At 42.9% G+C, this 12,602-nt stretch carries 14 protein-coding genes and 1 tRNA gene; 2 read left to right on the top strand and 13 right to left on the bottom strand.

Annotated elements, in window-relative coordinates; all coding sequences use genetic code 11:
* Nucleotides 1–467: 467 nt before the first annotated feature.
* The 3 genes from V7K30_RS06250 to V7K30_RS06260 all read right to left on the bottom strand — a co-directional run bounded on the left by V7K30_RS06250 (nt 468) and on the right by V7K30_RS06260 (nt 2,483).
* Nucleotides 468–755: a GIY-YIG nuclease family protein gene (locus tag V7K30_RS06250; RefSeq protein WP_334998186.1), complete on the bottom strand. Its 288-nt coding sequence runs from the start codon at nt 753–755 to the stop codon at nt 468–470.
* Between the two features lie 415 nt (nt 756–1,170).
* Entirely contained in the window at nt 1,171–1,392 is a 222-nt protein-coding gene (locus V7K30_RS06255; protein ID WP_334998188.1) for a hypothetical protein, read from the bottom strand.
* A gap of 14 nt (nt 1,393–1,406) precedes the next feature.
* Entirely contained in the window at nt 1,407–2,483 is a 1,077-nt protein-coding gene (locus V7K30_RS06260) for an ATP-binding protein (protein ID WP_334998190.1), read from the bottom strand.
* A 214-nt stretch (nt 2,484–2,697) separates the two neighbouring features.
* Here V7K30_RS06260 and V7K30_RS06265 point away from each other — a divergent pair, with 214 nt between their 5' ends.
* A complete protein-coding gene (locus tag V7K30_RS06265; RefSeq protein WP_334998192.1) occupies nt 2,698–2,934 on the top strand; it encodes a hypothetical protein in 237 nt (78 codons plus the stop codon).
* Here the strand turns inward: V7K30_RS06265 and V7K30_RS06270 are convergent.
* From V7K30_RS06270 to V7K30_RS06285, 4 genes are all read right to left on the bottom strand, one after another.
* On the bottom strand, nt 2,927–3,295 hold the full coding sequence (locus V7K30_RS06270) for a hypothetical protein (protein ID WP_334998194.1): 369 nt from the start codon (nt 3,293–3,295) through the stop codon (nt 2,927–2,929). The genes V7K30_RS06265 and V7K30_RS06270 overlap by 8 nt on opposite strands.
* A gap of 145 nt (nt 3,296–3,440) precedes the next feature.
* Entirely contained in the window at nt 3,441–5,084 is a 1,644-nt protein-coding gene (locus V7K30_RS06275; RefSeq protein WP_334998196.1) for an acetolactate synthase large subunit, read from the bottom strand.
* A 133-nt stretch (nt 5,085–5,217) separates the two neighbouring features.
* The gene (locus tag V7K30_RS06280) at nt 5,218–6,585 is read right to left on the bottom strand and encodes an NAD-dependent succinate-semialdehyde dehydrogenase (RefSeq protein WP_334998198.1); all 1,368 of its coding nucleotides are present in this window, start codon (nt 6,583–6,585) and stop codon (nt 5,218–5,220) included.
* 210 nt (nt 6,586–6,795) lie between these two features.
* A complete protein-coding gene (locus tag V7K30_RS06285) occupies nt 6,796–8,439 on the bottom strand; it encodes an adenylate/guanylate cyclase domain-containing protein (RefSeq protein WP_334998199.1) in 1,644 nt (547 codons plus the stop codon).
* Here V7K30_RS06285 and V7K30_RS06290 point away from each other — a divergent pair.
* Nucleotides 8,438–8,806 (top strand): hypothetical protein, encoded by a 369-nt coding sequence (locus tag V7K30_RS06290; RefSeq protein ID WP_334998242.1) that lies wholly within the window; start codon nt 8,438–8,440, stop codon nt 8,804–8,806. The genes V7K30_RS06285 and V7K30_RS06290 overlap by 2 nt on opposite strands.
* Nucleotides 8,807–8,833: 27 nt before the next feature.
* Here V7K30_RS06290 and ylqF read toward each other — a convergent pair whose 3' ends face one another.
* The 6 genes from ylqF to V7K30_RS06320 all read right to left on the bottom strand — a co-directional run bounded on the left by ylqF (nt 8,834) and on the right by V7K30_RS06320 (nt 12,424).
* Entirely contained in the window at nt 8,834–9,715 is an 882-nt protein-coding gene (gene ylqF, locus V7K30_RS06295; RefSeq protein WP_334998201.1) for a ribosome biogenesis GTPase YlqF, read from the bottom strand.
* A 31-nt stretch (nt 9,716–9,746) separates the two neighbouring features.
* Nucleotides 9,747–10,130, bottom strand: a complete 384-nt coding sequence (locus V7K30_RS06300; RefSeq protein ID WP_334998203.1) for a VOC family protein — start codon at nt 10,128–10,130, stop codon at nt 9,747–9,749.
* Between the two features lie 199 nt (nt 10,131–10,329).
* Nucleotides 10,330–10,584 carry a hypothetical protein gene (locus tag V7K30_RS06305; protein WP_334998205.1) on the bottom strand — a complete coding sequence of 85 codons (255 nt, stop codon included), beginning with the start codon at nt 10,582–10,584 and terminating at the stop codon, nt 10,330–10,332.
* 226 nt (nt 10,585–10,810) lie between these two features.
* Complete coding sequence (locus V7K30_RS06310; protein ID WP_334998240.1) at nt 10,811–10,918, bottom strand: YgjP-like metallopeptidase domain-containing protein; 108 nt, start codon at nt 10,916–10,918, stop codon at nt 10,811–10,813.
* A 162-nt stretch (nt 10,919–11,080) separates the two neighbouring features.
* Nucleotides 11,081–11,153, bottom strand: a tRNA-Arg gene (locus V7K30_RS06315).
* A gap of 65 nt (nt 11,154–11,218) precedes the next feature.
* Nucleotides 11,219–12,424 (bottom strand): murein hydrolase activator EnvC family protein, encoded by a 1,206-nt coding sequence (locus tag V7K30_RS06320; RefSeq protein ID WP_334998207.1) that lies wholly within the window; start codon nt 12,422–12,424, stop codon nt 11,219–11,221.
* Between the last annotated feature and the right edge of the window lie 178 nt (nt 12,425–12,602).

A 12,602-nucleotide genomic window follows, 5' to 3' on the forward strand; every position in this document is an offset into this window, starting at 1 on the left:
GGAATGTAGGCGAAGCCTTCCCGAAGGGTAGCAATCGCAAAGGCTAGGATTAGTAAGCTTTACCTTGGTGCGATCGCAATCAGATCGCAAAGGCTGGGATTGCTTCGTCGTTCCTCCTCGCAATGACAGAGTATGTCATTGCGAATGCAGCGTTAGCGGAATGTAGGCGAAGCCTTCCCGAAGGGTAGCAATCGCAAAGGCTAGGATTAGTAAGCTTTACCTTGGTGCGATCGCAATCAGATCGCAAAGGCTAAGATGACTGAACTTTACCTTAGAGGATGCTTGAAAAGTCCTCTCGTTGGTAGCAAAACATTTCAGATCCCCCTAAATCCCCCTTCAAAAGGGGGACTTTGATTCCGGTTCCACCCTTTTTAAGGGGGGTTAGGGGGGATCTCTAAGTGCCTAAAATCACAGCCAAATACTTTTCAAACAACCTCTTAGTGCGATCGCAATGACACCAGTAAAATTTACAATGCATCATATAAATCTTTCCATTCTTGATTGATGCTATTGACTAAATCAATTTTCTTTTGTCTGGAACCTGCTTTAATCTGTTTTTCTCTACTAATGGCTGTATAGGCATCTCCAAAGACTTCATAATAAACTAATTTAGTAATGTTGTATTTCTTAGTAAATCCTTCTATTATCTTCTCTTTGTGTTCATAAACTCTTCTCTGCAAATTGTTTGTTACTCCTGTATACAGCACAGTATTATAGTTATTCGTCATTATATATAGATAATATTGCTGGCTCATTTTTAATCCTTGTTTTGGATAAGAAATCAGTCATAGCAAATGTTTGTTATATTTGTCAGTGCAAAATTACAAATAATAATCATGTCCTCGAAGACTTGTCATTGCGTAGTTCTTTAGAGATACCGTAGGGTAGAAAGTGAATCAATCCCTGTCATTGCGATTGCTTGTCTGCGACACACACTTGCGTTCGGGTGCATCCCAGTTTTTATTTTGTAATCAGAGAATAGCTTGTCATTGCGAGGAGGGACAACGAAGCAATCCCACAATCTCTCACTAAGCACCAGTTGATGGGATTGCCACGCTCCACTTCGTTGCGCTCGCAATGACAGGCAAAAAAGTGGGATGCTCCCCTTGCGTTCGTCGTTCCTCCTTTCTACGAGAAGCTGTTCGCGATCGCAATGACAATTTAGATTTATCATTGCAATACTTCCCAATCTTCCAGAGGCACAGCAGGTTCAAAAGGATCATCATAACGGTAAGTCTGTTTGCCACGCAAAGGATACAAATTCGCTTCTTGGGGACGAGTCTGAGTTTCTAGAATGATAATTTCAACAGCTTCCCCAGCTTGAAACGGTAAATTCTCAAGAATCAAGGTTCCGTTTTTAGTTAACTTTGTTTCAATTCGGTGTGCTTTCATAGTTACTCTGCTAGTTATAAATCTAATAAGTGAGTAAATGATTTCATTTGTCGTAATCCTTCCTCACGCCAATTATCATCATTCTCCTCTTCTTCTAAACTAAATAATCTTTCTCTACACAGAATTTGTAACAACAGTGGCCAGCAGCAACTTTGTGTCAAAATCCACTCTACATCTTCGTCAGTGAAGGCAATAGGCGAACTCGCTATCAATTCTCGCGCTTCTATCTCAGTCAATGCTCCCAGACGTGCGGTGTAGGCGAATATATTGAAAAAGGGTGAACTGTGTCCTGTATTGTGCGCTAGTTCAGTTGGTGATTCAGGGGTACTTAAGACAAACGCGAGATTTCCGCCTGTGTGGTTAGTCGCCAAAGACCGCAAACTCTCCCAAAAGCCATCATCTAATTCTGGACAGCGTTGCAACCCAACGCCAATCTCATCCAATAATATGACTGTGGGAGAATGCAAATTATCGCTGACTACATTCATGAAACGATCTAAATCGCAAGGTGTAGGCACTTGCATCTTTAGTGATTCCAAGATGTACTTTAGCAGCCCTTCTCGATTCTGCATTCGTGCGTCTTGTAAGTCTACAAAAATCCAACAGTAGTTTTCTGGATGCGGTAGCCAGTCATATTTTTGCTCAGGACGCAGTTGTTCTGCTGGGGTGGTGGTGATATTTTTGAGGTAGTGCAGCAGGGATGTTTTACCACTGCGCTTTTTACCGATAATGGCGGCGTTTTGTAGGGGATAGTGTTTGAGTAAGTTGAAGAGGCGTTTTAATTCTTTCTCTCGTCCAAAAAAGTAACGCGGCTGGGTGATGGGTGCGCCAGTGATGAAGGGTGATGCTTCCCCGTTAGTTGAGTGAGGTTCTTTGTATGCAATTTCTTGCCACTCTAAACCCAACTTATCGCTAAGTTCTTCAAAATTTAAGCGGTCAACAGGTTTACCAGTGAGAAAGCTTTTGACTGTGGAGAGAGAAAATCCTATATCAGTAGCCAAGGACTGCTGGCTGGGATAGCCGTTACGCCCAGGTGCTGACTTAACTTTATCAATATACTCTGGGGCTACTCGGAGCGATCGCGCCATCATTCCTCATTGAGAAACTGCTGTGAGTATATCAGGTTTTTATACTAGCTAAACAGCTTTGCTATTTAGCGATAACGTCTTGCACCCTAGAAATTATAGTCATCCTGAAGTTAACTGAGTAATCAACTAAAACTCGTCTAATCAGTGCTACTTCTCAACTCAGTTCTCACACCGCACCAAACTTTAATGATGAATATAAGAGATTAAGGCTTTAAAAATGAAACGAGAATTGGGAATTCTGCAAATTATCTTATCACTTTGCGGAGTGATGATGTTTGGTACAGTAACTTCCGCTGCGATTAATATGGTGAATGGTCAATACCAAGTGGAAATATCGCTCAATACTAAGGGACTCATTATTAAGTCAGATATTGACAAAAGACAATGCAAAGTAGTAGAAGATATTGCCCAAAAGCAAGAAAGCACAAATTTAGACCAGAAGACAATTAATTAGGAGTAAAAATCAGTGATGAGTTAGAATTAATAACTTCTAACTCATTGTGAATGAACCTCTGAGCTTCGTCGATGAACCTTTGAGCTTTGTCGATGAACCTCTGAGCTTCGTCGATGAACCTTTGAGCTTCGTCGATGAACCTCTGAGCTTTGTCGATGAACCTCTGAGCTTTGTCGATGAATCTCTGAGCTTTGTCGATGAATCTCTGAGCTTCGTTGATGAACCTCTGAACTTCGTGAATGAGTCTTTGATACTCGTGAATAAACCTTTGAGCTTCGTGGTTTTTTTTACGAACCGCAATCGCGCAGCGTCTCGTTAGAGAAGAACGCCTTCGCGCAGCGTCTCGTAGAGAAGGACGCAAAGAAGGAGAAGAAACATGTCTATAAATGAAGTGAAGTAAAGCGGTGCGTTACGCCAAAGGTTAACACACCCTACCAAAACACTAAAAAGGAGTTAGGAATAAATAACTCCTAACTCCTAACTCCTAACTCCTAACTCCTAACTTTTTACAACGCACAAGTCAACTCGCCGGCTTTTTGACTAAAGCGGTGATTTTCCCGATAGTCTACGGGACAATCTATCACGGCGGGTACATCTTGAGCGAGGGCTTCTTTCAAAGTGGGAATCAAATCTAGAGCCGATTCAACTCGGTAGCCTTTTAAACCCATGCTTTCGGCGAATTTGACAAAATCAGGATTGCTAAAATGCACAAAAGATGAGTTTCCTTTGCCAAATTGATTTTCTTGCTTCCATTCAATTAACCCATAGCCACCATCATTGAAAACTATGGTGACAAAGGGCGTACCGACACGCAAGGCTGTTTCTAATTCCTGAGAATTCATCATAAAGCCGCCATCGCCTGTTACAGCAACGACTTTGCGCTTAGGATGAACAAGTTTTGCTGCTAAAGCGCCAGGAATGGCAATACCCATGGCCGCGAAGCCGTTGGAAATTATGCAAGTATTAGGGCTATGGCAATGATAATGACGGGCCATCCACATCTTATGTGCGCCAACATCAGAGATAACGATATCATCTGGACCCATCACTTGCCGTAAGTCATAAATTAGCTTTTGCGGCTTAATGGGAAATCCGTCATCATGGGCATACTGTTCGTAATCAGCGCGAATCTCTGATCTTAAGCTGATGGCAAAGGGATCGGCTTTACCTTGTCTGTCTGCTAATTTTAAGATTTCATAAAGGGAATCTGAAATATCTCCCACGACTTCGGCGTTGGGAATATAACTACTATCAATCTCTGCTGGACTTACCCCAATATGCACAATGGGAATTTCACCATTACGATTCCATTTTTTCGGGGAAAACTCAATCAAATCATAGCCGATCGCAATTACTAAATCTGTGTTATCAAAGCCACAGGTAATGAAATCTCTTTGCTGTAATCCCACTGACCACAAAGCTAATTGATGTGTGTAGGGAATCACACCTTTACCCATAAAAGTATTGGCAACAGGTATATTCAGCAAGGTGGCAAATTGCGTGACTGCATCACTTGCGTGAGCGCGAATTGCCCCATTTCCTACTAAGATTAATGGGTTAACTGCTTGGCAAATTGCGGCTGCTGCTGCCCGAATGCTAGCAAAAGATGCATAGGTTTTTTCGCTATTATCCTTACGCAAAGGTTTGCCTTCTACAGGCATGGCAGCAATATTTTCTGGCAAATCGATGTGAACTGCACCAGGTTTTTCGGATTGCGATCGCTTAAATGCTTTCCGCACTACTTCTGGTGTAATACTCGGTCGCACAATCTGCTTATTCCACTTGGTAACAGGTGCAAACATTGCCACCAAATCTAAATATTGATGGGATTCAATATGCATTCTATCTGTTCCCACTTGACCGGTAATCGCCACTAAAGGCGCACCATCGAGGTTAGCATCTGCTACCCCAGTCATCAAGTTGGTTGCCCCAGGCCCAAGAGTAGAAAGACACACTCCGGCTTTTCCTGTTAGGCGGCCGTAGACATCGGCCATGAATGCTGCACCCTGTTCATGACGAGTCGTAATAAATTTAATGGAAGAATGTTTTAGTGCTTCCAAAACGTGCAGGTTTTCTTCGCCAGGGAGTCCAAAAATGTATTGCACTCCTTCATTTTCTAGGCACTGCACCAATAATTCTGCTGTATTCATTTTATTTCCTAACTATTGACAATAAATAATGGGGAGTGGGGAGTGGGGAGTGGGGAATGGAATACCAAAACATGTGAAAGAATCTACCTTGTCCCCTACTCCCTACCCCCTACTCCCTACTCCCTACTCCCTATCATTTAACCCACACAGTTTTAACATTGACAAACTCATGTATACCTTGAATACTCAATTCTCTGCCATATCCAGAACGCTTAATGCCACCAAAGGGCAATCGGGGATCAGATTTGACCATACTGTTGATAAACACGGCACCTGCTTCGATTTCCTCAACTAAGCGATCGCTCTCTTGGTCGTTGGTTGTCCAAGCACTTGCACCTAAACCAAAGGGGCTGTCATTAGCCAGTTTAATGGCAGCATCGATATCTGGAACCCGGAATAACAAGGCTACCGGGCCAAAGAATTCTTCTTTTGCAATTGGTGCCTCAGGCGGGATATCTATGATAATCGTTGGCGGATAAAAGTTCCCTAGACGATCTGATAAAGGATGTCCACCGGTGAGGACTTTACCACCGCTTTTTGTAGCAGCTTGCACTTGTTGGTCTAAATCCTGGAGAATACCAGGAGTTGCCAGTGGGCCTAAATCGGTATCTGGTTGCATGGGATCGCCTACTTTCAGCGTCTCGAATTTTTCTAAAAGCAATTTTTCAAATTTGTCTGCGATCGCTTCTGCGACGATAAAACGTTTTGCTGCAATACATGATTGCCCGTTATTCAACATCCGCGCTGTAGTTGCTGTGACAACTGCTGTCTCTAAATCAGCACTTGCTAACACAATAAACGGGTCACTTCCTCCTAATTCCAAGACGGTTTTTTTAATTTGTTTGCCGGCGGCGACGGCGAGGGATATGCCTGCTGGTTCGCTTCCTGTCAAGGTGGCGGCTTTTACGCGGTCATCAGCCATTAAATCGGCAACTTTAGCAGCGCCTATTAATAGAGTTTGAAACGCACCTTCAGGAAAACCTGCGCGTCGGATAATATCTTCAATTGCCAAGGCGCACTGCGGCACATTGGAAGCGTGTTTGAGTAAGCCGACATTTCCCGCCATTAATGCTGGTGCAGCAAAGCGGAACACTTGCCAGAAGGGGAAATTCCACGGCATCACCGCGAGAATTGCCCCCATTGGTTGGTAGCGAACAAAACTATGGCTGGCATCAGTTTTTATACTGGTATCAGCCAAAAAACCAGGGGCGTGTTCGGCATAGTAGCGACAGACGACGGCGCATTTTTCGACTTCAGCGATCGCCGCTTTAAATGGTTTACCCATTTCCAGAGTCATCAACTTAGCAAATTCTGCTTTGTCTTGCTCTAAAATATCAGCAGCTTTTTGCAGCCAATGCGATCGGGTCAAAAAACTAGTCTGACGATACTGTTCAAAAGCCTGATTAGCCAAATCGAGTTTAGCGGTAATTTCTGCATCATTGAGCGGCTCAAAAGTTTTAAGCGTCTCCCCAGTGGCGGGATTAATCGTGGCGATCGCCATTACCTGACCTCCCGTTAAAAAATAGCTTAACTGTTGGCTTCCTAGTGTTACACAGATCAATTCTGGAAGCTATACCCAAATTTTAGTCTTTTAACCCAGAATGGGTTGCTGAATATTACAATTTTGCAATTATTTTTAAAACAAAACATACAAATTAACTATGTATTTATGCTGATAAATTTGTCATTTGTTTTTGCGATACCTCCATACCTAATGACCAATAATTGTTGGCACTTGCTGCAAATTTGTCTGGTAAACCTTGACTAATCGATCAATACCTTTGAAACGATAATCTCCCATCTCCTGGAAGTCTGAAGGCAGTGAAAGCATTTTATGAGTGGCTTGACTAATCACGCATTCACTAGGCGGACAAACTGCTTCCATGCGAGCAGCAAGATTAATCGTTGCGCCTAATGCCGTATAATCTACCCTTTGGGAACTACCGACATCTCCCACAACAGCCTTACCGCTATTAATAGCAATACGTAATTGAAGGGGTTCATACCAAAAACCATTGGCATTCAGATGTTCGAGACGAGTAAGCATTCCCTTGGCAGAAGTAACAGCGCGATCGGCGTGATCTAGTTGCGGTTCTGGAGCGCCAAAAAATGCCATAATACAATCGCCAATATACTTATCTAAAGTGCCACCGTAAGTAAACACTTCTTTTAGCATTTCTTCAAATAAATTATTTAATAGTTCAGCGATCGCAGTTGGTGTTAACCGTTCAGAAATTGCCGTAAAGCCAACCAAATCCGCAAACAAAATACTGATTTCGCTCTCTGCTGGCGCTAAACGACCACCCGGTAATCCGCCTACAGAGATCAACTGCTGTACAACCGCTGGAGAATGATAACGTTCTAGTCGGTGACGAATCATCTCTTCAGTTTTGAGTTTCTCTACTAGTAGCCAACGCTGCACGCTAGAAGCCACAAGGTTTGCTAAAGCTGAAAAAAAGCTGAGTTCTTCCTCGCCTTCATTTGCCCAATGGTAAGAAGAAAGATTGGCATCGGCATACAGTACGCCCACAACTTTATTTTCATCCCATAAAGGCACTGCCATCGCGCTGCGAATGCCTTTGACCAAAATACTCTGTTCACTAGCAAACCGTTCATCCTGATGAGTATCGGCGGTTTGAATGACAACTTTTTCGTCAAATACTTTTTGACAGATACTCCGACTAATCCAACTTCCATCAGAGGGGAGATGTTTCTGTTGAGAAACATTTCTAGTGGCAGCATTCACTAACTCTAACTGGCCGGAACCATTGACATCAATTAATAATGCCAAACGTTCGATACTATCAAGGTAACGAAAAACGACTTGCTGCACCTGAGAAAAAATCTCTTCTATAGATGCCGCCGCACAGAGATTTTTGGCTATGTCTACTAAGTCTTTGAGACGGGCAATGGTTTTGTCCTTATTATTATTGATGTCGCCATCTTTACTATCAGCTGCAATCCATTGCTGTTGTAATTGCTCGACATTGTGAAGGATTGTTCTTTGCTCATTATTTTCCGAAGTTCCGAGATCCTCAGGTGTCGATTGGTAAACAGCGGTTGTGAGCAACACTACCAAGTTAACATTGCCCAGCCAAATGATATCGCCGTGATGTAACTCTTGGCGACTGTTAACAAGATATTTATTGACTTGCGTCCCGTTTTTACTGCCCAGATCCTCAATAGTCCACACACCGTCAGCGGTTTTCACAAGACGAGCATGGTTGCGGGATACTCCAGCAAAAGGCAAGTACAAATTACATTCTGGCAAACGACCAATTGTAAATACATCTTGGTCAACTGCGATCGTTGTCTCGGTATCTCCCTCTTGTAGGCGTAGCGTGAGTTCAGTCATGAGTGTGATAAGATCCATCGAAGCTAGAGGTGTAAGCAGCTGTGAGGTAAGTTATACCCTACAGGTTAACCTTCACCTTTTCTTTATGACACTGTTAACTGCATTCCGACAACTGTATGTGACGGATATTACAGTCAATGAGGCAATTTTGCTGGAGATTCAGTTCAGAGGGGGTTTGAATCCCTTTGTGAAGGAGAGCCACCAAATTTTCAATTTTGTGAGCCAGTCTCTAATATTGGAAGGTATTTTAGTAAGTGAGAGCGGTAAAAACCTCAGTCTAAAAACCCTATTACTGGGTATGTTATTTACAGGAGGAACTATGTTGATTTTGAGAGTGCGGGCTGCTCAATTAAAAATGAGAAATTAACAATTTTTCTTTTTCTGTCATCCTTATTTAATTGGGCGGTAATTCCAAACTAATTTCACCCAATAATCCCTTGCGAAAATCTGTTAAAAGTTGCCTTGCAGCTCGCTCTATATCACCTTTGTAACGATGCTCCGCCAAGGCGTGTAAATAGGTATCTCCGGTGTCGGATATCGAATCGAGTTGGTAGCGGGACTGTAATGGTTTTTTTGGTAACAAATCTGTGGCTACAGCTTCTAAATAGTTGAGTAAATCCACTAGGGCTGCTGCTACTAGTTGGTTATCGTAAGATGCTTCACCGATATCATCACAAATAGCTAATTTCAATGCTGCGTCTTGGTCTTCTAATCTGAGAGGGATGACACCAGGAGCATCTAGCAATTCCAAATAGTCGGAAATTCGCACCCAGCGTAGTTGGCGAGTTACCCCAGGACGGGCTGCACTTTCCACTACTCGCCGTCCCAAGAGGCGGTTAATCAAAGCTGATTTACCGACATTGGGAAAACCAATCACTACAGCCCGGACTGGACGGGGTAACATCCCGCGATCGCTTCTTCTTTGATTAAGTTCTACTCCAGCGGCTTGCGCTGCCCGCGCCACTTCTGCTATACCTTTACCATGTTGAGCGTTGGTAAAATAAGGGACTTCTCCCTGACGTTTAAACCAATCTATCCACAGCGATCGCATTTGCGGCGTAATCATATCTACTCGGTTAAGTATCAATACCCGTGTTTTACCCTCTACCCACTCACCTATTTGGGGATGGTGAGTCGCTAAGGGAATCCGGGCGTCTCGTACCTCAAACACCACATCTACGCGCTTAAGCTGTTCTTTGAGCTTCTTTTCAGCTTTCGCAATGTGACCTGGATACCATTGAATCAGGTTTAATCTATAGTTTTGAGTTATAGCCATAGTCAATTACCAAATAAATTATTATCACTTATCAATTATCATTCACTATGGCTTGATGTAAAATCAGACGATTGCCATCAGGGTCATAAGCATAAATTTCTCTGCCGTGGTCAGCAATGGAAATGTCTCCTGGTGGAGGATAGCCCAAAGCTGTTAGGTGAGCGATCGCATCTTCTAAGTGACTCACCTCTAAACACAAACTTATCTTACTTTTGGCGATAGCTTCAAATTCCGATTCGTTTGTGTTCTTGGGTTTAAAAATACCTAATCGCATACCAACCAAATTAAACTCAGCATAGACATTCGGAATCAAAATAACTGGCTTTTGCTCCAGCAATTTGGTATAGAAATTCACTAAATTCTCAAAATTAACCGATGCTATGGTGACAAATGCGTTAGTGTACTGGAAAACCATATAAGCCTATCGCCTTTCGAGTTTTTAACTTATGTAGCATAGGCGGGCAAGATGTCAAAACAATTTATACTTTATTAAGTAACGTGTCGATTTCCACATTATTTTACCACTTGACAAAATGGTGTTCTGTAAAATATTGCCATTAAAACCCTCGCATAATAAGCGTTGGGGCATTTAGTTCTCTATTATCGGTAAAAACTCATTGTAAGTATTCATTAGCCCACTCTTTAACTTTTTGCTGATATTGCTCGTTGACTTCATTTATATACTTTGCAGCTAGTTTCCGCATATTGTTTTTATTAGGATCTGACTTCGCAAAATCTGCAAAGTCACCATTACATTTAAGAAATAATTCTATTGCTGCTGTCAACTCACCGTCATCTGTGGTACACAAATCATAATGTAAGTGACCAATTGCAGGTATAGGGAAATTAGTATCTTCTACTTTACTCACTTCAATTCCCACATTACTAAAGCAGCATTCATTAAAGCCAGCCAAGTAAGCTTATGGTATCGAGATGTCCTTGTGGGTTAAGGAATCTTCATTTTTCATTTATTTAGAAACCAGTTAAGACTTATGACTCAAATCTAGTATCTATAATTTTAGTCTACAAGACTTTAAGATTCTTGTCCTTATCAAAGCCATAACCATATAAGACCTTCAAAGGAAGTTTTCCGCATCATCCCACAAAGCGCTGCAATCGTTGCTCCCTTTCTTCCCAATCAGGCAGATAAGCAGATATAAAGCACTTAAACACCTTGCCGTGATTGGGAACGAGCAAATGCACCAGTTCGTAAACGATGACGAATTCGCGCAATTCTGTTTGGTAAATCTAGCAGTTAACTATTCAGCGTTAAGCGCCATGTAGTAGAAATAGATGCCCATTTGCGCTTCATCGCACGCAGTTGAATATGTTTGACTTGGACTTTAATTAGTTAATGTACAATAACGAGCGCGGAGGGATTTGAACCCCCGACCCACAGAACCGGAATCTGTTGCTCTATCCACTGAGCTACGCGCCCTTAGTCTTACCTATTATAGCACGTCTGTGATAAAATTTGCAGCCTAGAGAAACTTGGTTTCTGGGTTAAAGATAATTAGCTGGGTCTACGGGTGTACCATTCCGACGGACTTCAAAGTGAAGGTGGGGGCCAGTTGAGAAACCTGTAGAACCGACAGCACCGATCGCTTGTCCGCGTTCAACTGCTTGTCCTTCAGAAACATACAACTCGCTGGTATGTCCGTACAGTGTAGTCATGCCATTGCCGTGATCGATAATTACAGCTCTGCCATAGCCACCATACCACCCAGCAAAAATCACTCTTCCCGAATCGGCTGCCCGAATTGTACTACCATAGCTAGCGGCAAAATCCAACCCGGCATGAAAGCGACGATAGCCGAGGATTGGGTGCATCCGCCAGCCGAAGGGACTGCTAGTAGGAGCATCGCTAGGATATGCCATTACACCAGTTCCCCGAATGATCACACTTGTCCGGCTGTTGGTTTTTGTTTGCGCCTCTTCTGTTGCTCTAGCTTCTGCTACCTTTTGTTGAATCAAGACTTCCAGATTTTTGGATTCCCTCTCTAGCTGGTTTTGCGCTGCTTCTAAGGCTAGACGATCGCTATTGAGGCGTTGAATCAATTCTGATTGTGACTGCGCCTGAGTTTGATAATCGGCTTTTTGTGCCAACAGTTGCTCACGAATCAAGGCAATTTCGTTTTTTTGCTGTTCTACGTCCGTTTTTTGTTTATTGATCAGGATTGCTTGTTGGTTGAGTTTTAGCAAAATTTGTTCGTCTGCCTGATACACTAACTTCAACTGATGACGACGGCTGATAAAGTCGCTGATATTTTCACTTTGGAGCAAAACTGCCCATCCAACAGATGCAGGCGATCGCTGGAGATAACGCAATCGTGCTACTGTTGCTATTTGCCGCTCCTCATAGTCACGTTCCGCTACAGCTAAATCAGTTTCCAACTGCTGAAGGCGTTGGGTGGCGAGTTGTAATCGTGATCCGCTTTCTTGAATATAGCTATCTGTGGTTTGCAGATTTTGGTTTAAACCAGTGAGGTGTTTTTGGGCCTCTTGTTGGAGATTTGTTAAGCGATCGCGATCGTTAACCACACTCTGATGCTGCTGGTTCGTTTGTTGTTGCTGTTGTCGCAAAGTATCAATAGGCTCTGTGGACGTTGCGGGGGCTGGAATTAATGCCAAACAAATCCACAAAATGCAGCAAAATGCAATACATAAACAGCCAAAAATCTGATTATTTCCTAGAAATCGCGCTCTCATAGTGTGCAGCCCAAGCAAAATGATGCTTACAAAGACTATGAGGATTATTCCCAAAATCTGATTCACCCACTCCAACGCATGATTAAATTGGTCTGTCAAGTTGTAATATCATGTCCGCCAGATTACCCATAATAAAAGAACCCCACCCCCAACCCCTCCCCGCTTGCAGGGAGGGGAG

The sequence above is a fragment of the Nostoc sp. genome, assembly GCF_036917655.1.
GTDB lineage: Bacteria > Cyanobacteriota > Cyanobacteriia > Cyanobacteriales > Nostocaceae > Nostoc.

Excerpts from the sequence above, each read along its gene's own strand:
- V7K30_RS06285 (WP_334998199.1), bottom strand. The coding sequence starts at position 8,439 with ATGACTGAACTCACGCTACGCCTACAAGAGGGAGATACCGAGACAACG.
- V7K30_RS06255 (WP_334998188.1), bottom strand. The coding sequence starts at position 1,392 with ATGAAAGCACACCGAATTGAAACAAAGTTAACTAAAAACGGAACCTTG.
- V7K30_RS06300 (WP_334998203.1), bottom strand. The coding sequence starts at position 10,130 with ATGGTTTTCCAGTACACTAACGCATTTGTCACCATAGCATCGGTTAAT.
- ylqF (WP_334998201.1), bottom strand. The coding sequence starts at position 9,715 with ATGGCTATAACTCAAAACTATAGATTAAACCTGATTCAATGGTATCCA.
- V7K30_RS06250 (WP_334998186.1), bottom strand. The coding sequence starts at position 755 with ATGAGCCAGCAATATTATCTATATATAATGACGAATAACTATAATACT.
- V7K30_RS06320 (WP_334998207.1), bottom strand. The coding sequence starts at position 12,424 with ATGAGAGCGCGATTTCTAGGAAATAATCAGATTTTTGGCTGTTTATGT.
- V7K30_RS06280 (WP_334998198.1), bottom strand. The coding sequence starts at position 6,585 with ATGGCGATCGCCACGATTAATCCCGCCACTGGGGAGACGCTTAAAACT.
- V7K30_RS06275 (WP_334998196.1), bottom strand. The coding sequence starts at position 5,084 with ATGAATACAGCAGAATTATTGGTGCAGTGCCTAGAAAATGAAGGAGTG.
- V7K30_RS06290 (WP_334998242.1), top strand. The coding sequence starts at position 8,438 with ATGAGTGTGATAAGATCCATCGAAGCTAGAGGTGTAAGCAGCTGTGAG.
- V7K30_RS06260 (WP_334998190.1), bottom strand. The coding sequence starts at position 2,483 with ATGATGGCGCGATCGCTCCGAGTAGCCCCAGAGTATATTGATAAAGTT.
- V7K30_RS06265 (WP_334998192.1), top strand. The coding sequence starts at position 2,698 with ATGAAACGAGAATTGGGAATTCTGCAAATTATCTTATCACTTTGCGGA.